This is a genomic window from Streptomyces sp. NPDC107654, assembly GCF_055639035.1.
Genome location: NZ_JBVKBI010000009.1, coordinates 298,092 through 321,992, shown reverse-complemented (window position 1 = coordinate 321,992; position 23,901 = coordinate 298,092). Strand labels below are relative to the sequence as shown.

Annotated in this window: 29 protein-coding genes; all 29 read left to right on the top strand. The window is 68.0% G+C overall.

Translation table 11 applies throughout. The features are described 5' to 3' along the window. Positions 1-4 precede the first annotated feature (4 nt). The 29 genes from ACZ7N4_RS19040 to ACZ7N4_RS18900 all read left to right on the top strand — a co-directional run bounded on the left by ACZ7N4_RS19040 (position 5) and on the right by ACZ7N4_RS18900 (position 23,887). Complete coding sequence (locus ACZ7N4_RS19040) at positions 5-445, top strand: hypothetical protein (protein WP_471359467.1); 441 nt, start codon at positions 5-7, stop codon at positions 443-445. 11 nt (positions 446-456) lie between these two features. After that, entirely contained in the window at positions 457-636 is a 180-nt protein-coding gene (locus ACZ7N4_RS19035; RefSeq protein ID WP_471359466.1) for a hypothetical protein, read from the top strand. A gap of 119 nt (positions 637-755) precedes the next feature. Next, positions 756-983, top strand: coding sequence for a helix-turn-helix domain-containing protein (locus tag ACZ7N4_RS19030; protein ID WP_471359465.1), 228 nt, complete (start codon positions 756-758; stop codon positions 981-983). A 233-nt stretch (positions 984-1,216) separates the two neighbouring features. Continuing rightward, positions 1,217-1,420: a hypothetical protein gene (locus tag ACZ7N4_RS19025; RefSeq protein ID WP_471359464.1), complete on the top strand. Its 204-nt coding sequence runs from the start codon at positions 1,217-1,219 to the stop codon at positions 1,418-1,420. Positions 1,421-1,533: 113 nt separating this feature from the next. Then, positions 1,534-2,043 carry a hypothetical protein gene (locus tag ACZ7N4_RS19020; protein WP_471359463.1) on the top strand — a complete coding sequence of 170 codons (510 nt, stop codon included), beginning with the start codon at positions 1,534-1,536 and terminating at the stop codon, positions 2,041-2,043. A 101-nt stretch (positions 2,044-2,144) separates the two neighbouring features. Beyond that, the gene (locus ACZ7N4_RS19015) at positions 2,145-2,438 is read left to right on the top strand and encodes an HNH endonuclease (RefSeq protein WP_471359462.1); all 294 of its coding nucleotides are present in this window, start codon (positions 2,145-2,147) and stop codon (positions 2,436-2,438) included. Between the two features lie 474 nt (positions 2,439-2,912). Continuing rightward, positions 2,913-4,442 carry a hypothetical protein gene (locus tag ACZ7N4_RS19010; protein ID WP_471359461.1) on the top strand — a complete coding sequence of 510 codons (1,530 nt, stop codon included), beginning with the start codon at positions 2,913-2,915 and terminating at the stop codon, positions 4,440-4,442. Positions 4,443-4,454: 12 nt separating this feature from the next. After that, entirely contained in the window at positions 4,455-5,702 is a 1,248-nt protein-coding gene (locus ACZ7N4_RS19005; protein WP_471359460.1) for a phage portal protein, read from the top strand. Further along, positions 5,695-6,741, top strand: coding sequence for an HK97 family phage prohead protease (locus ACZ7N4_RS19000; protein WP_471359459.1), 1,047 nt, complete (start codon positions 5,695-5,697; stop codon positions 6,739-6,741). The genes ACZ7N4_RS19005 and ACZ7N4_RS19000 overlap by 8 nt, the downstream gene beginning before the upstream one ends. A gap of 138 nt (positions 6,742-6,879) precedes the next feature. Further along, positions 6,880-8,271, top strand: coding sequence for a phage major capsid protein (locus tag ACZ7N4_RS18995; RefSeq protein ID WP_471359458.1), 1,392 nt, complete (start codon positions 6,880-6,882; stop codon positions 8,269-8,271). 44 nt (positions 8,272-8,315) lie between these two features. Next, positions 8,316-8,816 (top strand): hypothetical protein, encoded by a 501-nt coding sequence (locus ACZ7N4_RS18990; protein ID WP_471359457.1) that lies wholly within the window; start codon positions 8,316-8,318, stop codon positions 8,814-8,816. Beyond that, a complete protein-coding gene (locus tag ACZ7N4_RS18985; protein WP_471359456.1) occupies positions 8,813-9,499 on the top strand; it encodes a hypothetical protein in 687 nt (228 codons plus the stop codon). Before ACZ7N4_RS18990 ends, ACZ7N4_RS18985 begins: the two co-directional genes overlap by 4 nt. After that, a complete protein-coding gene (locus tag ACZ7N4_RS18980) occupies positions 9,496-9,771 on the top strand; it encodes a hypothetical protein (protein WP_471359455.1) in 276 nt (91 codons plus the stop codon). Before ACZ7N4_RS18985 ends, ACZ7N4_RS18980 begins: the two co-directional genes overlap by 4 nt. Before the next feature lie 108 nt (positions 9,772-9,879). Beyond that, positions 9,880-10,275, top strand: a complete 396-nt coding sequence (locus ACZ7N4_RS18975) for a phage tail fiber protein (RefSeq protein WP_471359454.1) — start codon at positions 9,880-9,882, stop codon at positions 10,273-10,275. Between the two features lie 23 nt (positions 10,276-10,298). Then, on the top strand, positions 10,299-11,315 hold the full coding sequence (locus ACZ7N4_RS18970) for a hypothetical protein (protein WP_471359453.1): 1,017 nt from the start codon (positions 10,299-10,301) through the stop codon (positions 11,313-11,315). Then, a complete protein-coding gene (locus ACZ7N4_RS18965; RefSeq protein ID WP_471359452.1) occupies positions 11,308-12,114 on the top strand; it encodes a head-tail connector protein in 807 nt (268 codons plus the stop codon). Before ACZ7N4_RS18970 ends, ACZ7N4_RS18965 begins: the two co-directional genes overlap by 8 nt. An 86-nt stretch (positions 12,115-12,200) precedes the next feature. Continuing rightward, entirely contained in the window at positions 12,201-12,575 is a 375-nt protein-coding gene (locus tag ACZ7N4_RS18960) for a hypothetical protein (protein ID WP_471359451.1), read from the top strand. 50 nt (positions 12,576-12,625) lie between these two features. Next, positions 12,626-12,964, top strand: a complete 339-nt coding sequence (locus tag ACZ7N4_RS18955) for a hypothetical protein (RefSeq protein WP_471359450.1) — start codon at positions 12,626-12,628, stop codon at positions 12,962-12,964. Beyond that, the gene (locus tag ACZ7N4_RS18950) at positions 12,961-13,239 is read left to right on the top strand and encodes a hypothetical protein (protein ID WP_471359449.1); all 279 of its coding nucleotides are present in this window, start codon (positions 12,961-12,963) and stop codon (positions 13,237-13,239) included. The genes ACZ7N4_RS18955 and ACZ7N4_RS18950 overlap by 4 nt, the downstream gene beginning before the upstream one ends. Before the next feature lie 2 nt (positions 13,240-13,241). Beyond that, positions 13,242-13,721: a phage tail tube protein gene (locus ACZ7N4_RS18945; protein ID WP_471359448.1), complete on the top strand. Its 480-nt coding sequence runs from the start codon at positions 13,242-13,244 to the stop codon at positions 13,719-13,721. Continuing rightward, positions 13,718-13,942 carry a hypothetical protein gene (locus tag ACZ7N4_RS18940; protein WP_471359447.1) on the top strand — a complete coding sequence of 75 codons (225 nt, stop codon included), beginning with the start codon at positions 13,718-13,720 and terminating at the stop codon, positions 13,940-13,942. Before ACZ7N4_RS18945 ends, ACZ7N4_RS18940 begins: the two co-directional genes overlap by 4 nt. Further along, positions 13,939-14,409 (top strand): hypothetical protein, encoded by a 471-nt coding sequence (locus ACZ7N4_RS18935; protein WP_471359446.1) that lies wholly within the window; start codon positions 13,939-13,941, stop codon positions 14,407-14,409. Before ACZ7N4_RS18940 ends, ACZ7N4_RS18935 begins: the two co-directional genes overlap by 4 nt. 7 nt (positions 14,410-14,416) lie before the next feature. Next, complete coding sequence (locus ACZ7N4_RS18930; RefSeq protein ID WP_471359445.1) at positions 14,417-14,863, top strand: hypothetical protein; 447 nt, start codon at positions 14,417-14,419, stop codon at positions 14,861-14,863. Between the two features lie 143 nt (positions 14,864-15,006). Next, positions 15,007-19,506, top strand: a complete 4,500-nt coding sequence (locus ACZ7N4_RS18925) for a phage tail tape measure protein (RefSeq protein WP_471359444.1) — start codon at positions 15,007-15,009, stop codon at positions 19,504-19,506. Then, entirely contained in the window at positions 19,503-20,966 is a 1,464-nt protein-coding gene (locus ACZ7N4_RS18920; protein WP_471359443.1) for a hypothetical protein, read from the top strand. The genes ACZ7N4_RS18925 and ACZ7N4_RS18920 overlap by 4 nt, the downstream gene beginning before the upstream one ends. 10 nt (positions 20,967-20,976) lie before the next feature. Beyond that, the gene (locus ACZ7N4_RS18915; RefSeq protein WP_471359442.1) at positions 20,977-22,056 is read left to right on the top strand and encodes a DUF5047 domain-containing protein; all 1,080 of its coding nucleotides are present in this window, start codon (positions 20,977-20,979) and stop codon (positions 22,054-22,056) included. Between the two features lie 8 nt (positions 22,057-22,064). Next, positions 22,065-22,883, top strand: a complete 819-nt coding sequence (locus ACZ7N4_RS18910) for a hypothetical protein (RefSeq protein ID WP_471359441.1) — start codon at positions 22,065-22,067, stop codon at positions 22,881-22,883. After that, complete coding sequence (locus tag ACZ7N4_RS18905) at positions 22,880-23,638, top strand: glycine-rich domain-containing protein (RefSeq protein ID WP_471359440.1); 759 nt, start codon at positions 22,880-22,882, stop codon at positions 23,636-23,638. Before ACZ7N4_RS18910 ends, ACZ7N4_RS18905 begins: the two co-directional genes overlap by 4 nt. Before the next feature lie 9 nt (positions 23,639-23,647). After that, on the top strand, positions 23,648-23,887 hold the full coding sequence (locus ACZ7N4_RS18900; RefSeq protein ID WP_208030851.1) for a hypothetical protein: 240 nt from the start codon (positions 23,648-23,650) through the stop codon (positions 23,885-23,887). Positions 23,888-23,901 lie beyond the last annotated feature (14 nt).

Genomic DNA, 23,901 nt, shown 5'->3' with positions numbered 1-23,901 from the left:
CCACGTGACCGCCCAGCCCGACCCCCAGCTCATCGCCGCCGTGGACGCCATCTACCACGGCCCCACCAGCTACCGCGACGACCGCCAGCCCCCCGCCTACGGCCCGACCCCTCCCGTGCCGCAGCCCGGTACACCGCCGATGTCACAGCGCGCCACCGACATCAGCCGCATGATGATCGCCGGGGGAGTGGCCACCGTGCCGCCCGGCCTCATCGCCATCGGCATCCTCGTCGCATCCCAGCACGCCGACCCCACCGTCATCGGCATGATCTGCGCAGCCCCCGCAGCGCTCGCTGTGCCGATCCTCGCCATCGCCCGGCTACTCCGCCGTGCCCGGGACGTCGCACCCCAGACGCACCACCACCACTACGCCGGGCCCGTCGACCAGCGCACCGTCCACAGCAAGACCACCGGCCTGTGGGCCAGGACCAACAACGAGCAGTAGGAGACTGAACCATGGCCACCATCGAGGACATTGCCACCACCGACGACTACGAAGCCGAGGCCCAACCGTGCGGCGAGGGCATGTGCCAGTGCTCCTGCGTCGGCCTCCTGCACCCATGCGGCTGCGACTGCTGGCACTGCCCGTACTGCCAACAACTGCCGGAGGACTGTGAGTGCGAGGACGACCACTGAGGTAGTTGAGCACTTGACAGGCTGACCAGCGCCGAAGCAGACTCTGTTCAATCTAGTACACGTGTCCCCAGGGTCATCGCGCGCGCGGTGGCCCTGAAGCGTTTCCGGGGAGGTGAACGATGCCTCCCGGCTACGTCTCCGCTGCGGATGCCGCCTACTACGCGGGCGTCCCCGTCGGCACCATCTGGCGCTGGGCCTCCGAAGGACGCATCGGCAAGACCGGCCGTGGCAAGCAGGCCGGCTACAACGTCTTCGACCTGCCCAAGGCCCGCCGCGACGAGTACACGCGCGAGCTGCTGGAGCCTGGCGCCCCGCCGCCGCTGCCGGCCGGAGCTAAGGCCGCCTAGAAAGTGCGACGTGCAATGGCGTGCTGCCGACCTTGCGACCCCCTCCCGGTACCCCAAACTCCCGGTCGGGTTACACCATGCAGGCGTCAAGCGGGTGCCCGCAGCGGGACTCGAACCCGTACTTCCACGCACTAACCGGCACGTCGCCAGCCGGTACACCCAGCCTACGCCGCAACGCGCACGCCGCCGCCCGCGGGGAGACGCCGTGCCGCACATGAACCTGCTCGTCGTAAATGAGTTACTGGACGAGGCTGCCGCAGGGGCTGGCTCTCCTGCAGGCCACCGAGGTGGCCAGGACGCCGCACGGCGCCTACACGACCATGGTCACGCTCGACATGCCCTACGTGCCCGACGGTGCCATCTCAGTCGAACCCATCTTTCAGCGGACTCCCGACGGGGTGCGCGTGCAGTCGCTCGCCTGGCACTATCCCACCTGATCGTCCCGCCGTCTGCACTCCGTCCCGGGCGGCGGGACTTCGGCCGTTTCGGTTGCTGTCGCTCCGGGTCAGTGCGACGATCCGCGGACGATCGGCTCCACTGCGGGGGATTCATGCGCACCACTGTGACGGCGGCTCTGGCCGGCGCTATCGGGATCGTCATCGGAGCGGCCGGCTGGGCGGTGATCGGCCCGGAGAAGACGAAGACGGTCGACGCCAAGCCGGCCATGGCGGCAACTGCTACACCCAGCCCGGACGCTGGCAGCCATCACTACGGCACGGCTCAGCAGATCGCCGATGCGCTGCAGGCCCGCGGCATGACGGTGTCGATGCTGCACAAGAGCGAGGGCACGTACATCAGCGAGGTGGGCGGTAGTTCCTACGACTTCACCCTCACCGACAAAGCTGGCCGGCCCGCACCGGGCGACGCAGGGATCAACATGTTCCCGAATCATGAAGCATTGACGTCGTGGGTGGAGCTGTCCAAAAGCATGGGCGGTATCGCTGTCACCGGTGATACCTGGGCGGTCAGCCTGCCCACCAGTAGCACAGCAGCCCGCACGGACAGCAAGCGCCTGGCCCCGCTGGTGGCCAAGGCCTTGGACGGCACGGTGCAGCAGTAGCTCCACCCCGCCACCCGCAGCCCAGCTCGGTGGTGTGCGCACCGACAGTCCCACCCCACTCGCCCCTGCCCTGCTGCCCACCGCCTCGGTGTGGAGGTGCCATGGCCTACAGCAAGGGACGCTCGGGCACTGCGTGGGCGGCGATGAGGGCACGAGTGTTCGCCGAGGAGTCGCACTGCTGGATCTGTGGCCAGTGGGTGGACCAGGAACTGCCGCGCACGCATCCGATGAGCCGCACGGTGGATCACATCGTGCAGCTGTCGCATGGCGGGCCGCCGCTGGACCGGTCGAACTGCCGGCTGGCGCACCGCCGGTGCAATGGCCGGCGGGCAGAGCCACGCGAGCCTCGGCGGAGGCCGAAGTCGACGGTGTCGGTCGAGGCGGCAAGCCTCTGACCTGGGAATACGCGCCAGCGCGGGAGGAATGTCCGTTTTTTGATTTGATCTTGCTTTGACCCCGCGCCCCCTTCAAAAAAATCTCCCCCCGAAGAAATCTCGGGGGCTTCGATCTTGGTTCCGGGGGGATTATGGCCACAAAGCGGCCGACGGGACTTGGTCCTCGCGGCTCTCGGCTCTGGCGGGAGATGACGGGTTCTGGCTCTCTGACTCCGACGCACTTGGTGCTTCTGGAGGAGGCCTGCCGTCTCGCTGACCGGCTCGATTGGCTCAACGTGATTCTGGCGCGGGCTTGTTCTCCGGTCAAGGCGGACGACGGAGAAGACGAGGGTGATTCTCCGGCGATCGGGCCGCTTCTCGCCGAGGCGCGGCAGCAGGCGACTGCTCTTCGCGGGCTTGTGGCGGAGATTCGGCAGGCACAGAAGGGGTCGGCGGCCCCCGCGGGGAAGCCGACTGGGAAGGCGGGGGGTTCGGGTGTCGCGGATCTCTCGGCGCGAATCGCTGCGCGGCGCGGCCAAGCCCAGGGTTGAGTGCGTGCCGCCGTCGGCCTACTCGCTCGGTGACGAGGCGGTGGAGCTAGCGCGGCGGGCCGGGCTGGTGCTGGATCCGTGGCAGGCGGATTCGATCCGGCTGATGCTGTCCGTGCGCGAGGACGGCAAATGGAGCTGCTTCGAGTACGGCGAGATCGTGGCCCGACAGAACGGCAAGGGCGCGATCCTCGAAGCTCGCGCGCTGGCGGGCCTGTTCCTTCTCGACGAGCGCCTGATCATGTGGTCGGCGCATGAGTACAAGACGGCGATGGAGGGGTTCCGCCGGTTCAAGGCCTTGCTGAAGGGCTTGGGGGAGCCGCTGTCGGACAACTTGATCGACGTCGACGGTGTCCACATCAAGGTCATCAACACGAACGGGGAAGAGAGCTTCGAGCGGCTCGACACGGGCGCGCGCGTGAAGTTCATTGCTCGGTCGAAGGGTTCGGGCCGCGGCTTTTCCGGCGACTGCAACATCATCGACGAGGCGTTCGCGTACACCGCGATCCAGCAGGATGCGTTGATGCCGACGATGTCGGCCCGGCCGAATCCGCAGATCGTCTACACCTCGTCGCCGCCGCTGGACGGTGACGACGGCTCCGGCGAGGTGATGTTCGCGCTCCACGCGCGGGCAGAGGCCGGCGGCGACGACAGCTTCGGTTGGCGGGACTGGGGGATCGAGGGTGACCTCGACCACTTGGACGCGATCGATCTCGATGACCGACGTCTGTGGGCGGCGTCGAATCCGGCGTTGGGCTACCGGCTGTCGGAGGAGGCGGTACTGCGGGAGCGCCGCTCGATGGGCGACGCCGGCTTCGCGCGGGAGCGGCTCGGGGTGTGGCCGCGGAAGAGCGAAGGTAACGCGGTCATCGACGCGGCGGCCTGGGCGAGGCTCGCGGATCCGCAGTCGGAGCGGGATCGTGACTGCGGAGTGGCGATCGGCGTGGACGTGTCGCCGCTGCGGGATTACTCGGCGGTGTGCGTGTACGGGGTCCGCGGGGACGGGCTGGGGCACACGCAGCTGGCGGACTACAGACCGGGTACAAAGTGGCTGGTGCCGCGGTTGGCAGAGCTGCGGGAGGCTCTCGGCCCGATCTCGGTAGCGATGGGCCGTGGGACGTTCGCGTTCCTGGAGACGGCCCTGGACGCCGCCGACTTTCATCGGCCGGAGGATCCAGAAGCGCCGCAGCCGGGCGATCTGGCGGTGACGAACGCGGTGGATATGGCGGCGGCGGCCGGCCAGCTGCTGGAGGCCGTGCGCGAGGAGTCGTTCCGGGTCGTCCCGAACCGGCATCTCGATGTGGCGGTGGCGGCGGCGAAGACCCGGGCGACGGGCGAGACGATCGCGTGGACGGTGAAGGGCGTGGAGGGCGACATCTCTCCCCTGGTCGCGATGACGTTGGCCCGCTGGTCCTACGTGGCCCGCTCGCACCTGCTCGAAGGATCCCAGTACGACGTACTCGACAGCGTGTTCTAGGGGGGGTCGGCTGTGCGTAACCCGTTCCGAAGCATGCTGCGCCGTGGCGGTGCCGAGCGCCGGATGCTGGACGCATCCTCGGTGTCGTGGCCGGCGGATCCGCTGTCGGCTCCCGCAGCCCTGAACGAGGACGGCGCCCTGCGGCTGGGCCCGGTCTTGGCGGCTGGCCGCTTGCTGGCGGCGACGATCTCGGGGATGCCACTGTGTGTGTACCGGCAGATGGGCGACAGCAAGCAGGAGTTGCCGCTGCCTTCGCTGTTCGTCCAGCCAAGTGCGCAAGGCACGCTGCATGACTGGGTGTTCCGGGCGGTGACGTCGCTGGCCTACCGGGGCAACGCCGTCGGCGTGGTGACGGCCAGGGACTACTTGGAGTATCCGACGGAGATCGAGTGGCTGGACCCGTCGTGCGTGCTGTGCGAGGACCGCATGGCGCCGATGGGGGAGCCGGGGTCGTTCACGAATCCGAAGTTCTCGTACCTGGGCGAGAAGCTGCCCATTCAGGACGTCGTGCATATCCCGTGGTTCCAGCTTCCGGGCCGGGTGTGGGGGCTGTCGCCGATCGGCGCCTACGCGGTGACGGTGTCGACGGGCTTGTCGGCGCAGAAGTTTTCTGACGACTGGTTCCGCTCGGGTGGAGTTCCGCCGGGCCGGTTCAAGAACACCACGCAGACAGTCGACCAGCAGCAGGCCAACGTCATCAAGCGTCGCGTGGTCCAGTCGATCAGGTCGCATGAGCCGATCGTGTACGGCAAGGACTGGGACTATGAGCCGTTCACGGTCTCGCCGAACGAGGCGAAGTTCGTGGAGACGATGCGGCTGACAGCGTCGACGATCGCCTCGATCTACGGGATTCCGCCGGAGATGATCGGCGGCGAGACCGGCGGAACGATGTCCTACAGCTCGCCAGAGCAGCGGCAGATCGAGCTGGTGCAGTTCTCTCTGCTGCCGTGGCTGGCTCTGCTGGAGTCGCACCTCAGTGCGCTGCTGCCGCGCGGCCAGTACGTGAAGTTCGACCCGGACGTGCTGATCCGCGCCGACCTGCTGACGCGCTTCGAGGTGCACGAGAAGAAGCGCCTGATCGGCTGGGACAACATCGACGGACTGCGCGCCCTGGAGGACGAGCCGCCGCTGCCGAACGGTGCCGGCCAGGACTATACGCCGCTTCCGATCGCCTCGAACGCGACGATCTCACCCCCCGCTATCCGTAGCGATGACCCGGGGCCGTTGCGCCTCATCCGAAAGGACGGCACCGATGGTTGACCGGCATCAGCTGCTGGACTCGCCCGAGCGGCGCTCCATCGCGGCCAGCGAGTTCGAGATGCGCGGCAAGGGCGACGGGCTGACCCTCACCGGCTACGCCAGCATGTTCGGGAACGGCTACGACGTTCTTGGCGGCCCGCCCTACGGGTGGACGGAGCGGGTCGACCAGCGGGCGTTCGACGCCACGCTGGCAGCGAAGCCGGACCTTCACCTGCTCATCAACCACGAGGGCATGCCGCTCGCCAGGACGAAGAGCGGCACGCTGCGGCTGTCGACGGACTCTAAGGGCCTTCTCGTCGAAGCGGATCTCGACCGCCGGGACCCGGACGTGCAGCGTCTGGAGACGAAGATGCAGCGCGGCGACATGGACGAGATGTCGTTCGCGTTCCGCGTGAAGGCCGACCGCTGGTCCGACGACGACACCGAACGGACTTTGACCGAGGTCTCCCTCCACAAGGGCGACGTCAGCGTCGTGAACTTCGGTGCCAATCCGGCAACTTCAGCTCAGCTGAACAGCGTCAGCGCGGCGCTGGAGGTGCTGGCCGGCGTCGATCCGGAGCAGGCTCGTTCCGAGCTTCGGTCGGGCGGCGAGCAGGTCTTGCAGCGACTGGAGCAGGCCCGCGAGACGGTTCTCGCCCTGCACCGGTCAACGAAGCCGCAGTCACCGAAGGGGCGCATGCTGTCCGTCGCCGACGCCCGCGCGATGGAAGAGGCCGACATGGTGCTGCCGCTGGCACGGTCGATTCCCTCGCACAGCACCGGCGTTTCCGAGGGGCAGATGGACCGGCGGGCCGCGATCGAGGCCGCCCCGAACGACCAGGTGGTGCTGCGCTACATGCACGCATGGGTCGACCCCGAGGGCGATCCGGAGGACAAGCGGTCCTACCGGTTCGCGCACCACGAGGGCCGTGTCGGCGCCCCGGCCAATATCGGTGCCGTGCGCTACGCCCTGTCCCGGCTGCCGCACTCGGACATCCCTGAGGACCAGCGCGCCGCGGTTGAGGCGCACCTGCGCCGTCACCTCGCCGACGCCGACTAGCCGGCGCCCCCACCTACTTCCCGCGGTCTGGCACTGACCTGCGGTGCTGTCGCATGCCTGGCACTGGCGTCGGCGGCTGCTTAACGGCCTGGCACTGGCCGCGACCCGAACTCATTGCCACGAAAGGCAGGCTCGCTCATGGATGAGCGACTCAAGCGGCTCATTGCTCGACGCGAGCAGGCCGCCAAGGACCGCGAGCAGCTGCTCGCGACGCGCAAGGCCATCACCGACCTCGCCGAGGAGGAGGCCCGCGAGGACCTCCTGCCCGAGGAGGACACGGAGTTCCGCGAGCTCACCGCGCAGGTGAAGGCCAAGGACGATGAGCTGCGCAGCTACGACGAGCGGATCAAGGAGCTGTCGGAAGAGGCGGAGCGGTCCCGCACCGTCACCGAGGGCGCCCTCGCGGTGAAGCGGGCCGCGGCCCGCGTCGAGTCCGTCAACGAGGCCCGCACCTACGAGCGCGGCAACGGCCGCTCGTACCTGCAGGACCTCGCCCGGATGCAGCTGAACATGGACGCCGACGGCGCCGCGCGTGAGAGGCTGATGCGGCACGCGCAGGAAGTCGCCTCCGAGCGCGAGTACCGCGACCTGAGCCGGACGGACGGCAACGGCGGCTACTTCGTGCCTCCGCTGTGGCTCATGAGCCAGTTCGTCGAACTGGCCCGCGCCGGCCGCGCCTACGCGAACGTGGTCAACAACCAGCCGCTTCCGTCCGGCACCGACTCGATCAACATCCCGAAGGTCGCCACCGGCACCGCCACGGCGGTGCAGACCGCGGACAACGCGGCCGTGCAGGAGACGGACCTGACGGACACGTTCATCAACGCGCCGGTCCGCACGATCGCCGGCCAGCAGGACGTGGCGATCCAGCTCCTCGACCAGTCCCCGGTCTCCTTCGACGAGGTCATCTTTCGGGACCTGGTCGCCGACTACGCCACGAAGGTCGACCTGCAGGTCATCTCCGGATCCGGCTCGTCCGGTCAGGTCACCGGCGTGCGGAACACCTCCGGCATCACGACGATCACGTACACGGACGCGACGCCGACCGTGGCCAAGCTCTACAGCAAGATCGCGGACGCGGTGCAGCGGGTCCACACCCTGCGCTACATGTCCCCGACCGTGATCGTGATGCATCCGCGGCGCTGGGCGTACCTGATGGCCGCCTCGGACTCCAACGGCCGACCGCTGGTCGTGCCGGACTCCGGGAACCCGCAGAACGCCGTGGCCACCCTCGGATCGGTCGCCTCGCAGCAGGTCGTCGGACAGATGCACGGCCTGCCGGTGGTCACCGACCCGAACATCGCCACCAACCTGGGCGCGGGCACGAACGAGGACGTCATCCACGTCCTCCGTGCCTCCGACCTGCTGCTGTACGAGTCGGGCATCCGCTCCCGGGTGCTGCCCGAGGTCGGCTCCGGGACGCTGACCGTCCGCCTGCAGGTGTACGGATACCTCGCGTTCACCGCGGCCCGCTACCCGGCGTCCGTGGTGGAGATCGGCGGCACCGGCCTGGTCGCCCCGACGTTCTGATCATGCAGGGGCCGGGTTTCGACTCGGCCCCTACTGGGGGTGGCATGCGGGACGAACAGCACTTCACGCCTCACGCGGATCCGGGATGGCTGTCATGGGACGAGTGGTCGCCGGAGCAGGACTTCTGCCGCTTCGCAGGCCTGCTGCAGCGGATGCTGCAACCGTCCTGGCTGCTGGAGACCGGGGTCGGGATCGCCCGCGTCACCAGCCACCTCGACCTCAGCCGATGCGAGTACCTGGGGTTTGAGTCGAACCCGGACTGGCGTCAACCGCCTGCTGCGCCGGACCAGGCGACGCCTACCGCCGAGCAGATGGCCACGGCCCAACTGGTCATCCTCGACAGTGATCCCGTGTATCGACTGCAGGAGATCAGGCTGTGGGCTGCCGTAGGAGCGCGCGGATCGGTGTGCCTGGTCCACGACGCGGGCAACGGCCACGCAGAGGACACGATCCACCAGCAGATCGGCACCGCATGCGTGGCGACTGGCCAGCCGGGCGTGCTGTTGAGAAATCCGCGAGGTGCCTGGCTGGGGGTGCATCTGTGAGGATCATCGGCCTGCTGTCCTGGTACGAGGAGCCCGCCTCGTGGCTCGCTGAGTGTGTCGCCTCGGCGGCACGCCTCTGCGATCACCTGGTCGCCGTGGATGGCCCATACGCCCGGTTCCCGGGGGCGGTCCGTAAGCCTGCCTCGGGCATCGAGCAGGCGGAGACGATCGCACACGTCGCGGCCGGCGCTGGGATGGGCTGCACCGTCCACACTTCCCGCCAGCCGTGGTGGGGCAATGAAGTCGAGAAGCGCGACTTCATGTTCCGTCTCGGCTCGACGACGGCTGAGCCGGGGGATTGGTTCCTGCGGATCGATGCTGACGAGGTGTTCACGCAGGTTCCGGACGACACCCGCACGCTTCTGGGCGCCACGCAACTGGACGTCGCCGAGGTGACGATGTGGGAGCGCGACGACCTCGACTCGCAGTTTCCCATCCGGGTGCTGTTCCGGGCCCTTCCCGGGATCGGCGTTCAGCAGGCCCACTACGTGGTGACCGCGCCCGGCGAGGCGGGCACGCGGGTGCTGTGCGGAAACGACACCAAGCACCGCGCGGAGCCGGCGGAGGCGCTGTGGGATGTCCGTCTGGAGCATCGCACCCGCCAGCGGTCGCCTCTGCGTCGGCGGCTCAAAGAGGACTACTACGCACTGCTGCCCGAGATCGAGCAGGTGAGGGAGCTATGAGCAGCGTCAACGACCGATACAAGGCGGCCCTGATCGAGGAGCACGACGGTTACGTGCGGTCCGGGCGCACCGATGACGCCAAGGGCGTCGCCAAGGTCCTGAAGGACCAGTACGACCACGACGTCTCCAAGAAGGACGACAGCAGCGAGGATAAGCCGAAGCTGGCGTCCACGCTCCCCGAGAACGCGGCGGCCCAGAAGGCGGACGAGGACACGGCCGAGCCGAAGTCTCGACGCACGCCCCGGGCGAAGCCCCAGGGTGAGAGCAAGTAGCGGTGGCGCGACACGTTTTCGTCCTGGACGTGGAGGCGTCGGGCGAGGTGACGCCGGCGGGGGAGCAATCGGAGGCCGAGGAGTCTCCCGCCGAGGAGGAGATGACCGATGGCTGAGGGGCTGAGCACCACGCTGGTGTCGTCCTGGCTGAACACGCTCCGTTCGGCGGGTGCCGCGTTCGGACCGGTGGCGACCTACGTCCAGCTGCACACCGCAAACCCGGGCGCCGCCGGCACAACGGCGATCAGCGCGGGTTCGACGACGAGAATCCAGGCGACGTTCTCGGCCTCATCGTCCGGTTCGGCGCTGGCCCTGTCGGGTTCGGTGGGGCCGTGGACGAACGGCGGCACGTCGGAGACGCTCACGGACATCTCCGTGTGGACGGCGTCCAGCGGCGGCACGTTCTTGTTCTCGGTGGCACTGACGGCGGCGAAGACGTGGGCCAGCGGGGACACGTTCACTCTGAACACGCTCGGGGTGAGCCTGACTCCGCAGGCGGCATGACGCCCTGACAGAAGGGTCAGCCCATGGCGACCTTCACCGACGACTTCAACCGGGCCAATAGCACCGACCTCGGCGCCGGTTGGGTGGAAGTCTCCGGCGACTGGTCGATCGTCTCCAACCAGCTCTCATCCGGCGCGGCGGGCGGCACGGTCATCCTGCGCGCCGCTGGGGCGATGGCCACCTCCGACCACTTCGCTCAGGTCACGATCTCCGCCACCGCAGCCGTGAGCCACGGAATATGGTGCCGCGGCAACACCAACATCACCAGCGGCTACCTTTGGCGCAATGACGGCACAAGCTGGAACCTCTTCTCTGTCGTAGGCGGCTCATTCACCTCCATCGGCAGCTACGCTGCGGCAGCCGCCGCGGGCGATGTAGCGAAGATCCAGGCCGTCGGCACGACGATCAAGGGTTTCGTCAACGGGATCGAGCGCGTGTCGGTCGTCAGCACCGTCGTCGCCACCGGCACCAACATCGGCATCCGAGCAGAGTCCACCAACGCTCTCCGCTTCGACGACTTCTCCGCTGGAGACGTCACCGCTGGCGCTACTGGCGACGCGGTCCTGCCTTGCACCGCAGCCCTGTCCGCGTCGGGTCTGCGGGCCACTGCGGGCGCAGCAGGGCAAGCGGCCACCGCTGGACTCTCCGCGGCCGGCATGGCGGGTCTCGTCGGTGTTGCAGCACTGGCCGGAAGCGTGGACGTGTCGGCTGCCGGTCTGCGAGCGGCGTTCAGTGACGTCTCCCGCAGTGCGACTGCCGGCCTGTCGGCGGCGGGCTCGGTGACGCGTCTCGGGGACGCGTCTCTGACTGCGACGGGCGCTCTGTCAGGTACGGGTAACACGAACGCGGGTCTTACTGTCGGTCTTCCGGCGAGCGCCGCTGCAACGGCGTCGGGCTTGGTGGCGACAGCTCTCATTCCGGGCACGTCGGGCCCGGGTGCCGCAGCAGCACCGCGGGCAAGCAGGGGCGAGGTGGGTGCCCCTGGCGCGTCGAGCGGCAGGGTGTTGATCCCTACGGCGTCGGGAGGCTCCAGTGATTGACCTCGGCGCCGTGCAGCAGATGGCCGTCGATGTCCGTGATGCGTCCGGCATGCTGGTAGACCCGGAGTCCGCGACGCTCACGCTGACCCTCCCGGACGGGACCACACTCACCCCGGCGGTGCCGCTGCCGTCGATGACTCCGGGACAGCTGCGGGTCGACTACGTCACCACGCAAGTCGGCCGTCACGCGTGGCGGATGGTCACTTCAGCTCCGACGACTGCCTACAGCGACGTGTTCGACGTGCGGCCTGCTGTCCCGGCGGGGATCGTGTCGCTGGCGGATGCCCGCGCTCAGTTGAACATGGGCCCCACGGAGAACCGCGACGATGAAGAGCTGCGCGGCTTCATCGGGGCGGCGACCGCAGCAGTGGAACATGCGCTCGGCAGGGTCGTGGTCCGGCGCACCATCGTGGAGCAGCAACAGGTCGGTCGGGCCCGGCAGGCGCTTCTCCGGCAGGTGCCTGTGCTGTCTTTGACCTCTGCAGTCGCAGCAGACGGGTCGGTGACGTGGGACCCAGCGAACATCCAGGTCGACGGTCAGTCGGGGCTGCTGACAGTCACGTCCGGCGCGTCGTTCGCGGGCGCTGTGCTCTTCACGTATCAGGCGGGCGAGACTGTCATCCCGGAGAGCTACCGACTCGCGACGCTGATCATCATTCAGCATCTGTGGGAGACGCAGCGCGGCACCATGGGTGTACAGCTCGGCGGCGATTCCGACAACTGGTCGGCCGGCAGAGGTTTCGCGATCCCGCGCCGCGCCCTGGAGCTGCTCGGCCCGCAGCTGCCGGGGGTGGCGTGATGGCGTGGTCCTCGAAGCTTCCCGCTGCGATCGACGGACTCGTCACGGCGTTCACCGCGTGGCCTGGCCTCGCCAAGGTGACGATCTTGGACGGCCCGACTACCTCCCAGCAGACACTGCAGGAGGTGCTGACGGTCGGCTGGACCGGCGGCGAGGACGATTCGGACGCTGAGTCCTCCCTGCTGACGGAGGGACTCGGCGGCATAGTCGACCGGGAGCAGTTCACGATCCGCTGCGCTGCGGCCGTCCTCCGCGGTACGGACGCCCTACCGGCAGCCCGCCGGCGCGCCTACGAGCTACTGACGGAGGCCGGGGCCGCTATTGCCCAGGACCGCCGGTTGCAAGGCGCGGTGATGCGGGCGACGGTCGCCTCGCACAGCCTCTCGCAGGAGCTGACACAGCAGGGCGCGCAGGCTGTCGTCGTCTTTGAGGTGTCCTGCGACGCCTACTCCGGCGCCTGACCGAGGCGCTGCCATCTGCCCGTTGGGCCAGCCAGAAGGAGAGACCGCGGATGACCGCGCTCGTCACCAACGTCGTGCCCAACGTGGGCCTCGACATCGGTTCACTGCCCGTGGCCGCCACGAACGGCGACACCGCCGCCTGCGGCTCCGGCACGTTCCTCTACGTCAAGAACACCAACGCCAGCGCCTGCACGGTGACGCTGACGACGCCGGGCCAGGTCGACGGCCGGCTCGCAGTTGCGGACTCGACGTTCAGCGTCGCCGCGAACACGGGCATCGGTGTCATTCCGCTGATCTACAACCTGTACGCGGACCCGACGACGGGCCTGGCCACCATCAACTACTCCGTGACCAGTGGCGTCTCCGTTGCGGTGGTGAGGGTGCCGTGAACCAGACGATCACCATGCGACACCCGTCACTGCCCGCCGATCAGGAGATCGTGGTCCTCAAGGACGCGATGCCGCACTACACGGCCGCGGGCTGGCAGCTGGTGCCGCAGGAGGAACTCGACGAGCGGGCCGCACGGGCGAGGGCCGCAACCGAGGAGTCGGCAGCGGCGCAGAACACCGACGAGCCGGAGCAGCCGCAGCCTGCGGAAGCACCCACCGAGAGGCCGGCGCGGTCGCGCACCAAGGCGGCCCCGAAGAACGACGAGGAGAACTGACCATGGTCGCCACGCCGATCGCCGCCACCAGCCGGTACATCCCGCCCGGCACGACCCGCTACTACTGGGTCGCGTCCATCTCGAACTACAACAGCCCGACACGGTCCGAGCTCAACGCCGGCAGCGATCTGACGGCCGAGATCTCCGCGGTCAGCGGGTTCGCCACCAACTCGGACCAGCAGGACACCCCCGACCTCGGCTCCCGCTTCACCGGCAAGATCCCGGGCCGCATCACGGCCGACGACTCCAGCATCACGATGTACGCGTCGTCGACGTCGTCGGACGCCCGGTCTCTTATGCCGCGGGACTCGGCTGGCTACATCGTGATTTTCCCGGAGGGCGACATCACCGGACAGAAGATGGACGTCTTCCCCGTCAAGGTCACCGGTGTCCCCAAGTCGAGGGACGTGGAGAACCCGGCCGCGATGACGTTCCAGTTCGCCATCACCAAGATCCCGGCCGAGAACGTCACCATCCCGTGAGCCTGCCGCACGTACCGGCATCCGTATCGCGGCACACCGTCACGGCCATCTGCGAGCATCTCGAACTCGACCCGCTGCTCGTTGAGGCGCTGGAGTTCAGCACCTACGGTCTCTACGTCATCTTCCATGCCACCAACGACGCGGGGCGCCGCCTGTCTGATGGTCACGACGTAGCCCGGCACCGCATCTACATCCCGTACACGGAGGAAGGTGCGCTGTGATCGAGATACGCACGGGGGAGGAGCTGCGACGGATCAGCGCGCAGCTGCGGAGACTGGACAATCCGGAGCTCAAGAAGAGGTTCCGCAAGGAGCTGAGGGCGGTGGCCAAGCCGCTGGTGCCGCTCGTCCGGGAGTCCATCCGCAACATCCCGTCCAAGCGCGGCTACACCGCGGACGGGCTGCGCGCTCAGATGGCGAAGGCCGTCCGCATCGAGGTCCGCACCACCGGCAAGGACGCCAACGTCGCGATCCGCGTGGACGGCCGCAAGATGCCCGCCCACATGAAGAGCCTGCCGTCCATGGCCGAGGGCAAGAAGCGCTGGCGACACCCCGTCTTCGGCAACCGTGAGGTCTGGGTCACCCAAACCTCACACCCCTACTTCTACAAGGTGGTCCAGCCCGTCGGCGCCGCCTCCCGCCGAGCCGTGTCCCGCGTGCTCGACGGCATCACCCGAGACATCTCCTAGGAGCACCATGGCCCTCAACCGGGACGCCATCCTCGGCGTCAACGACCTCCTGACCGAGAAGGTCGACGTGCCCGAGTGGGGCGGTGAGGTCATCGTCCGCGGCCTGACCGGTGAAGAACGAGACGCCTACGAGGCTTCCCGGCGGCAGATCCGCAACGCCGGCACCCCGCAGCAGGAACTCATCATCCTCTCCGACAACATGCGGGCCACCCTGCTGGTGAAGTGCCTCGTCGACGAGAACGGCGACCGCCTCTTCACCGACCAGGACGCCGGCCTGCTTGGCATGAAGAACGGCCGAACCCTCGACCGGCTCTTCGACGTCGCTGCCCGCCTGTCCGGGCTGAGCGATGAGGAAGCGGAGGCGTTGGAGGGAAACTCCGTGACGGCGAGCGAGGACGCCGCTTCTACTTCGTCCTCGCCCGAGACCTCGGATGCACCGTCGCAGAACTACTGAGGCGCATCTCGTCCCGAGAGCTGACCGAGTGGGAGATTTTCTACCGCATCGAGGCTGAGGAGCGCGAAGCCGCCGAGGCCGAAGAAGAGAAGCGCAACAGTCGCAACTGGCCTTGACCCGCCCGCAATGTGAGGGGAGGCGTCATGGCGTCCACTGCTGTCGTCTACCGGCTCATCGCCCGTGACAACGCCTCGCGCGTCTTCAACACGGTTGGCCGCAACGCCCAGCGTCTGCAGACCACCTCCGAGCGGGTGGGCGCCGCCCTCAAGAAGGGCCTGACTATCGGCGCGATCGCCACAGCCGGACTCGGCGCGAGCGTCGTGCAGATGGCGGGCGACTTCGAGAAAAACATGAACCGCGTCGAGGCCCTCAGCGGCGCGACCGGGGCCCAGTTGAAGAAGCTCCGCGACCAGGCGAAAGATCTGGGACGCAGCACCCAGTACAGCGCCTCCCAGTCTGCGGATGCCATGGCCCAGCTTGCCACGGCCGGCCTGAACGTCAACCAGATCTACGGGTCCATGCCGTCAGTGCTGGCGCTGGCGTCCAGCGAGCAGTTGGACCTGACGCGGGCGGCGGAGATCTCGACGTCGGTCATGACCGGCTACGGCATGACGGTCAAGCAGATGCCGCACGCCATCGACGCCATGGTGAAGGCCTCCGTCAAGGCCAACACCTCTGTGGACGATCTCGGCGAAGCGTTCAAGTACGCCGGCCCCATCGCGCACACCGCGGGACTCAAGTTCGAGGAGACGGTCGCCTCGATGGCCCTCATGGGCAACGCAGGCATCAAGGCGTCCATGGCAGGTACCGCGCTGCGTGGCGCGGTGACGCGGCTGCTCTCACCCACCAACAAGATCACCGAGACGCTGGACGACCTCGGCGTCAAGGTCTCGACGGCGGACGGCAAGCTGCGCCCGCTCAACGAGATCGTGCAGGATCTGGCGACCCATGGGGCGACCACCGGTCAGATCATGACGATCTTCGGTCAGCGGGCCGGTCCTGGTATGGCCGCGCTGATTCAGCAGGGGTCGGACAAGCTCGTCGACCTCACGAAGCAACTGGAGAACTCGGGCGGCACCGCCGACCGCATCTCGAAGATCCAGATGAAGGGCTGGAGAGGCGAGATCACCCGGCTGAAGAACGCCTGGGAAGGCCTGATGATCGCCATCGGCGACAGTGGCGTCCTCACCGTCGCCACCAAAGCCTTGTCTGGCGTGACCACGGCCGTCGGCGGCCTTGCGAACTGGGTCACCGAGCGCGGGATCCCGGCGGCGCAAGGCCTCAAGCGCCACTTGGGCGGCATCGTGCCCGTCGGCGACATCAAGCGGAAGTTCGGTGAGGCCAAGGCCGTCGTCGCGGACTTCTTCGCCGGACTGTCCGGGAACGGGCTGAAGAACGTAGCGATACCGAGCATCGACAAGGCGCCGATGGTGCTGCCCAAGTCGCACGCCGCGGACGTGGGCCAGCAGATCCACGATGCCATCGCCGGTGGCTTCAAGGACATCGACTGGGGCAACCTCGGCAGCATCCTCGGTAAGGGCCTGTCCGACGCGATCGGCTGGGTCGGTCAGCATGCCGCAGACCTCACGAAGAAGGTCGCCGGCGTGATCGCACGGATCGACTGGGTCGACGTCGGTAAGGGCGTCGGCGGCCAGGCGATACCGTTCGCGATCGGCTTCATCAACGACCTCTTCAAGCCCCTGTTCAGCCTGGACTTCTGGAAGAAGCACTGGCTGGACACGATCATCGCTGTCTTCTCGGTGATTCCCATCGGGCGCATCGCCGGAGCGCTCGGCAAGCTGTTCACCAAGATTCCCATCTTGCGGATCTTCACGCCGATCCTCCGAGGCATCGAGGGCTTGGGCGGGGCTGTCGAAAAGGGTCTGGGCAAGGCGATCCTGCGACCGCTCGGCCGGTTCGGAAAGGCTGTCTGGGACGGTATCGTCCGCGGCTTCACCCGGGTGCTACCCGGCGCCGCAGGCAAGCTGAGCGATCTCATCGGAAGGATCGCTGTCGGGATCGTCGCCTACACCGGCCGCTTCATCGCTGCCGGCGAGCGCCTGATCGCCGGCCTCGGCCGCGGCATCCTCTCCGTCGGCGGGCGGATCGGTGAGTGGATCGGCCGCATCATCGGCTGGATCGTCAAGCCATTCGCCAGCGCTGGGTCGTGGCTGTGGGGCAAGGGCAGGAGCCTTGTGCTCGGTCTGAAGAACGGCACGGTCGCGGCAGCCCGGGGCATCGGCGGCTGGGCCTGGCGCACCATGGGCCGGCCTGTGGTCGATGCTTTCAAGGGCGCCGGGTCCTGGCTCTGGTCGAAGGGCCGCGCTCTGGTCGGTGGCCTTAAAAACGGCGTGATTGCGGGCGCCAAGGGCATCGGCGGCTGGACGTACAGGAACGTCGTGGCTCCCCAGGTCACCGTGTTCATCCGCGCCGGATCCTGGCTGCTGTCCCGCGGCAAGCAGCTCGTCGGTGGTCTGAAGAACGGCGTCGTCTCCGGAGCCAAGGGCATCGGCGGCTGGATCAAGGGGCACGTCATCGACCCGGTGACCAGCCGATTCTCTAAGGCCGGGTCCTGGCTGTGGGACAAGGGCAAGAACCTGATCTCCGGGTTGAAGAACGGCATCGTCTCGGGCGTCAAGGGCGTCGGCTCGTGGATCAAGAAGAACCTGATCGACCCGGTCGTGGGTGCGGTGAAGAAGTTCTTCGGTATCCGCTCTCCCTCCCGCGTGTTCATGGGGATCGGCGGCCACCTGGTCTCCGGCCTGATGAAGGGCATGGCCAAGACCGGCGGCACCGCCATCGCCAAGAAGGTCTTCGGCAGCTTGCCGAAGGCTCTCGGGGCGATCGTGAAGAAGGGGCTCGTCAAGGTCAGCGAGCTGCCTGGGAAGGCACTCAAGGCGCTGGGCTCTCTCGGCGGGGACTTCCTCGGCCTGCTCGGGCTCGGTGGCGGCGGTGGCAGTTCCTCGGCCAACCAGAAGATCGGGCAAATGCTCGCCGCCGCCCGCGGCTGGTCCGGGCAGCAGTGGCTCGCCCTGCGAGCACTGTGGAACGGCGAGTCCGGCTGGAACGAGCGGGCTCTCAACAAGAGCAGCGGCGCTTACGGCATCCCCCAGTCTCTGCCGGCGAGCAAGATGGCGTCGGCCGGCGCGGACTGGAAGACCAACCCGGCGACGCAGATCAAGTGGGGCCTGTCTTACATCGCGTCCCGCTACGGCAACCCGCTCACCGCCTACTCGCAGTGGCTGGCGCGGTCACCGCACTGGTACGCGAAGGGCACCAGCGGTGCCGCCCCGGGCCTTGCCTGGGTCGGCGAACGCGGCCCGGAATTGGTGAACTTCAAGGGCGGCGAGGACGTCCTCAGCCACCCGCAGTCGATGGCATTCGCCAAGGCCCACGGCATCAAGCTCCCCGGGTACGCCTCCGGCACCATCGACAACGCCGCGGACCGGCAGCGCCGGGCCCGTCAGAAGGTGGAGGACGCCAAGGACGACCTTGCCAGGGCCAAGCGCCGGCACAAGGGCGTCCAGGCCGCCGAGAAGCGATTGGAGGCGGCGAAGAAGGAACTGAAGGCGGCAGAGATTGCCCTCGCCAACGCCCGGCGCTCGGCCAAGACGACGATCGCCAACAGCATCAAGACCGGATTGGAGAAGACACTCGCCACCGGCACAGCTTCGGCGATCGGCTCGGCCATCAAGAGCCTGGCCACGAAGCTGCTGAACGCCGGCTACGACCGCACCGCGGCCCGCGTTCAGAAGCAGGGCGCCAAACTGCAGTCGCTAGCTACGAAGCGGGCCGACATCCAGAAACGGATCGCGGAGGCCAATCAGTACGCCGCCGACCAGGCCGGGAACATCCGGGACTTTCTCGGCATCTCGGGGACGTCCGCGTCGAACGTTGGCGACCTCATCTCCCAGATGGGAAGCCAGCAGAAGACCGCGTCCAGTTTCGTGGCCCTCACCAGGTCACTGAAGGCGCGTGGGGCCTCGAAGGAACTGCTCCAGCAGTTGTCCGATGCCGGTCCGGGCAGCCAGCTCGCGACCATCCTCGGCCAGAAGTCCGTCACCACGGGCGATATCGCCAAGCTGAACAAGCTGATCAGCTCTGGCGGCAAGCTCGCGACGTCCTTCGGCCGGGATATGGCCGACATGATGTACGACAGCGGCAAGGACGCCGGGAAGGGCTTCCTCGCCGGACTGAAGGCGCAGGAGAAGGCGCTCGGCAAGCAGATGGCGAAGCTGGCCAAAGACCTGATCAAGGAGATCAAGAAGGCCCTTAAGATCAAGTCGCCGTCGCAGGTGTTCCGGGATGAGGTCGGAAAGAACGTCGTCCTCGGCATGACCGAGGGAATCGATCTCCACGGCCACCTCGTCGGCGCCGCAACCCAGCGGCTCGCCGACACCGCCAGCACCGTCAACCTGCGCCATCGCTACCGCCCGACCACATCCGGCGACCGGAAGTGCGTCGACCTGGAAGAACTCTGGGCACGGCTGGCCACCGCCCTGGAGAGGTCAGGCAGCGACGTACAGGTCAACTTCAACGACGACCGGCTGCGAGACCTCATCGACGTTCAGGTCCGACCGAAAATCAAGGCGTCCGAGGATCGGCAGGCCTACCTGGCCCGCGTGGGGAGGAGGCTGAGGTGACGATCTCGTTCGGGAGCGCCGGAGCGCAGGCCAGCCACACGGACACCATCACGCCCGCGGTGGCTGGAACAGCCGGGCAACTGGCCGTCTTGCAGGTGGTCTCCGGGCACCCGAACGACAACATCCCCTCAACCCCGTCCGGGTGGACTCTCACGGGAAGCGCATCCGGCGGAGGCGGCGCCTTCGGCGTCTCCGCTGGACCCCGACGCCTCACCTGGTTCGTGCGCGTCCTCGCTGGCGGAGACGCCAACCCCACCACCGCCATACCAGCGGGGTCGACTGGCTCGTTCATCACCGGCCGCATCGTCAGCCTCTCCCGGACCGCCGGCACCGGCTGGCGATGGGCAGCCACCTTCGGCGACGACCAGAGCAGCGGCACCGGCTTCTCCGCCACCGGCACCACCGCCCTGACCTGGAAAACAGGAGACTGGGCCGTCATCGGCTACGGTGTCGCATCGAACGCCGACAGCTACACCGCAGAAGCTATCTCCGTCAGCGGCGTCACGTTCGGGGCTGTGACTGAGCAGGCAGACACTGCGGTCGCCACCGGGAACGGCGCCACCGTAGCCCTGGCGACAGCCTCCGTATCGTCCGGCACAGCCACTCTTGCCCCCACCCTCACCGCCACCCTGGCCAGCGCATCCACCGGCATCGCTGGGGTGCTCCGCATCCGGGAGGCGTCCGCGAGCATCACCGTCAGCGCCCAGAGCGTCTTCCCGCCGCGGAACCTGGTGTCTGCGACCGGACTCACCGGTGACGACATCGTCACCGCCACCCTGTACCGGCAGGTCGGCACCGACCTCGTAGCTGTGCGAGCAGCCAGCAACGTCGATGTCACCGGGCAGGCGTCGCTGCTGCGTGTCGACGCCGAACAGCCCTTCGGGGTCCCCCTCAGCTACACCGCTGTCCTCACCGACGTCAACGGCGCCCAGTGGACCATCTACTCGACGCCGCTCACCTCCACCGTGACCAGCGACGTCATCTCCGACGCCATCCGAGGCGTCGGCGCCGCCGTCAAGGTGGAGTCCCCGCTCGGATGGAAACGCGACCGCGACAGCAGCAGCTTCAACGTCAACGGGCGCATCGTGGTCGTGGGCCGGCCCCGGTCGGCCCCCTCCGCAACCATCACGGTCCGCACAGAGACCGACGAAGCTGGCGACGCCCTCAACGAGATCCTCGACAACGCCACCGAGGGCACCATTCTGCTGCGCAGGCAAACGTCCCTGCCCCGCCTCGACGGCACCTACGCGCTCATCGACGACAGCGAAGACCCCAACTGGTACGACCAGTACAGGTGGTTCCAGCTGAACGTCGTCAAGAGCGACGACTGGCCGGACGTGATGGAGGCCGCTGGCTTCACGCTGCAGGACATCGCGAACAACTTCTCGACGCTCCAGGACATCGCCAACGCCTTCCCCGGCGCACTCCTGAGCATCGCCCAGTACGACTTCGGACCCTGACATGCTCGATATGTCGACAACAGCGCTGTCCGTTGTCCAGGGCAGCTACACGATGGCCATGCGCGCCGAATCCTGGCTCGACGGCACCCTCATCGCCGACAACATCCCCATCGCCGACGGCGGCGAAAGCCGGGACCGCTCCCTCGCCGTCCCCGAACAGATCAACCTCACCATCCCCCGGCGAGAGGCCGGCTACGACTGGGACCCCGGAACCGATCCCGCGCACCCACTCGCCGCCTACGGACAGCAGCTCCGCATCGACTACGGCATCGACGTCGGAGGCGGCGAATTCGAGTGGATCAACCGGGGCTGGTTCCTCATCACCGAGTCCGGCAGCGAAGGCGATACCGTCTCCGTCACCTGCCAGGGACTCCTCACCCTCATCGACGAAGCCAAGCTCGTCAGCCCGTACCAGCCAAGCACCACCGACACACTCAGCACCGTCATCCGCGGCCTTGTCGAGCCGGCCCTCACCGTCGCCTTCGACGGCGCGCTCACCGACCGGGCGGTACCACTCGGCATGCAATGGGACACCGACCGGCTCGCCGCCGTCACGGAAGTCCTCAACGCGTGGGGCGCGGAGGCCAGCGTCACTGCGGACGGCTACCTCCTCGTCGAGCCCGTTAGCGACTTCGGCCCCCCGCTCCTGGAGATCACCGACGACCGGGCCACCGGCACCGTCGTCCGCTGGCAGGGAGCCACCAGCCGCGAGGGCGCATTCAATATCGTCGTAGCCCAGGGCGAGGACACCAACGGCAACCAGCTCCAAGGCGTCGCCTACGACGGTGCAGGCGACTCCCCCTACCGGTACGGCGGCCCGTTCAGCCCGCTCCCCGTCCCCTACACCTACCAGTCCAGCCTGCTCACCACGGTCTCCCAGTGCCGCAAGGCCGCCGCGGCACAGCTCAAGCTGCTCCGTCGTCAGGCCTTCCGACGGCTCGGCGTGACCATGGTGCCCCATCCCGGCCTCATCCCCGGCGACATCGTCTCCGTCACCGGCGCCGGCCTCACCCAAGCGCTGTGCGCCATCGAGTCGATGACGCTGCCCTACTCCCCGGGCGAGCAGACCCTGACCATCCGCGTTCTGTAGGAGGTGCGATGGCCAGCCTCGCCGGTACCCGCGTCTCTCTCGCTGGAACAGGCACCCTCCGGGGCACGGCCGTGTCCACGGTCACGGGCAACGCATGCCTGGTCATGGTGGGTGGCATCCAGGTGACGGCCCGAGTGGCCACCACTCTGACCGTCGCCGTCGGCAACATCCTGCTCCTCGCCCGCCTAGGTAGCACGTACTACGTCATCAACGTGATCCCGCCCGCACCTACGGCCACCCCGACGACGCCGACCCCCGTGGACAACACGCCCCCTGTCGATACCGGGGACAAGCCGCCACCGCCCAAACCGACCACCACCACGGGCACGCTGACATGCGTCCCCGTGGCGACCGCCTGCTACCGCGACGGCTCATGGCGCTCCGACGGAGACCCCGTCAACTCGTTCGACCTGTACCAGGGCCGCTACGGCGGCTCTTCCTACGGCCGGAACACGGGCGTCGCCTTCTACGGCTCCAAGCCGCACACCCTGTCGGGCGCCACCTGCACCAAGGCCACCGTGAAGATCAAGCGGTTGTCCGCCGGTGACTACACAGCCCGCTCCGCGACACTCCGGCTCGTCTCCCAGACCAGCCGCCCAGCCGGTGCCCCCACGCTGAACGAATCCACATCCGGGCCCAGCCTGAAGATCGGCGACGCCAGCACTTTCACGCTGCCCACATCGTGGGGCCAAGCCCTGATCGACGGCACCCGCGGCGGCATCGGCATCAGCATCAGCAGCGATGACCCGTACATCCACCTCGCCGGACGCGGCTCCTGGTCCGCCGCCTTCACCGTAACGATCTCCTGGAGGCGCACCTCGTCATGACCGCCAACACCTCCAAGGGCATCACCTATCCCCAGAGCACCGACCACACCCGGCTCTGGGAGCACATGCAAACCCTCGCCACGACCGCCGACGGCATCATCTTCGGCAACATCGACCGACAGATCTTCACCAGCTCCGGCACGTGGACACGGCCCGCCGGCGCCATCCGCATCTTCGTCCAGGTGCAGGCCGCAGGCGGCGGCTCAGGAGGAGTGGCAGCCACCGGGTCTGGGCAGGCGGCGTGCGCCCCAGGCGGCGCCGGTGGCGAGTACGCCGAAGGGTGGTTCACCCCGGCCGCAACCGGTGCCGGCGTATCCATCATCGTCGGAGCCGGAGGCACTCCCGGCTCGGCTGGGGCGAACGCCGGTGGTGACGGTGGGCAGTCCGCTTTCGGATCGCTCATCACCTGCAACGGAGGCGGCGGATCAGCAGGCGGAACCGCCTCAGCCGCCACCTCCATCGGCGCCCCCAACGGCGGCACCGGCGGCACCGGCGGAGACTTCCGCGTCGCAGGGGGCGACGGCGGTAACGGACAGGTCATCGGCGGCGTCCCCGTCAAATACAACAACGGCGGCTACGCCTTCCTTGGCGGCGCCCGCCGCTCATCTGGCGTCGCCGCCTCGACGACAACAGGCTTCAACGGCTACCCCTACGGCGGCGGCGCCTCCGGGCCCGCAAACGGTGCCAGCCAGGCCGCCGTCGCTGGCTCAACCGGAGCCGGCGGCATCGTCATCGTCACCACCTTCACCGCATAAGGAGCCTGCATGCCCCTCGACCCGCCCCAGACATCGACCAGCGACGTCACCTGGGTCGTCAACGGCCGCTACAACGCCAACAGCGTCACCAGCTTTCAGGTGCACATCAGCGTCGAAGGACCCTCCGATGAAGACGAGGGCGACGCCTGCCTCCAGGCCCTCGTGGACCTCCTCAGGACCCGCTTCGCCGGCGTCACCGGCACCAAGGGATACACCTCCTACACCACTCGGGCCATGACCCCGTCCTGACCGGCCGCCGCAGT

Coding starts and splice junctions, on each gene's coding strand:
- ACZ7N4_RS19035 (WP_471359466.1), top strand. CDS start 457: ATGGCCACCATCGAGGACATTGCCACCACCGACGACTACGAAGCCGAG.
- ACZ7N4_RS19030 (WP_471359465.1), top strand. CDS start 756: ATGCCTCCCGGCTACGTCTCCGCTGCGGATGCCGCCTACTACGCGGGC.
- ACZ7N4_RS19025 (WP_471359464.1), top strand. CDS start 1,217: ATGAGTTACTGGACGAGGCTGCCGCAGGGGCTGGCTCTCCTGCAGGCC.
- ACZ7N4_RS19020 (WP_471359463.1), top strand. CDS start 1,534: ATGCGCACCACTGTGACGGCGGCTCTGGCCGGCGCTATCGGGATCGTC.
- ACZ7N4_RS19015 (WP_471359462.1), top strand. CDS start 2,145: ATGGCCTACAGCAAGGGACGCTCGGGCACTGCGTGGGCGGCGATGAGG.
- ACZ7N4_RS19000 (WP_471359459.1), top strand. CDS start 5,695: ATGGTTGACCGGCATCAGCTGCTGGACTCGCCCGAGCGGCGCTCCATC.
- ACZ7N4_RS18995 (WP_471359458.1), top strand. CDS start 6,880: ATGGATGAGCGACTCAAGCGGCTCATTGCTCGACGCGAGCAGGCCGCC.
- ACZ7N4_RS18990 (WP_471359457.1), top strand. CDS start 8,316: ATGCGGGACGAACAGCACTTCACGCCTCACGCGGATCCGGGATGGCTG.
- ACZ7N4_RS18980 (WP_471359455.1), top strand. CDS start 9,496: ATGAGCAGCGTCAACGACCGATACAAGGCGGCCCTGATCGAGGAGCAC.
- ACZ7N4_RS18975 (WP_471359454.1), top strand. CDS start 9,880: ATGGCTGAGGGGCTGAGCACCACGCTGGTGTCGTCCTGGCTGAACACG.
- ACZ7N4_RS18970 (WP_471359453.1), top strand. CDS start 10,299: ATGGCGACCTTCACCGACGACTTCAACCGGGCCAATAGCACCGACCTC.
- ACZ7N4_RS18955 (WP_471359450.1), top strand. CDS start 12,626: ATGACCGCGCTCGTCACCAACGTCGTGCCCAACGTGGGCCTCGACATC.
- ACZ7N4_RS18945 (WP_471359448.1), top strand. CDS start 13,242: ATGGTCGCCACGCCGATCGCCGCCACCAGCCGGTACATCCCGCCCGGC.
- ACZ7N4_RS18930 (WP_471359445.1), top strand. CDS start 14,417: ATGGCCCTCAACCGGGACGCCATCCTCGGCGTCAACGACCTCCTGACC.
- ACZ7N4_RS18925 (WP_471359444.1), top strand. CDS start 15,007: ATGGCGTCCACTGCTGTCGTCTACCGGCTCATCGCCCGTGACAACGCC.
- ACZ7N4_RS18915 (WP_471359442.1), top strand. CDS start 20,977: ATGTCGACAACAGCGCTGTCCGTTGTCCAGGGCAGCTACACGATGGCC.
- ACZ7N4_RS18910 (WP_471359441.1), top strand. CDS start 22,065: ATGGCCAGCCTCGCCGGTACCCGCGTCTCTCTCGCTGGAACAGGCACC.
- ACZ7N4_RS18905 (WP_471359440.1), top strand. CDS start 22,880: ATGACCGCCAACACCTCCAAGGGCATCACCTATCCCCAGAGCACCGAC.
- ACZ7N4_RS18900 (WP_208030851.1), top strand. CDS start 23,648: ATGCCCCTCGACCCGCCCCAGACATCGACCAGCGACGTCACCTGGGTC.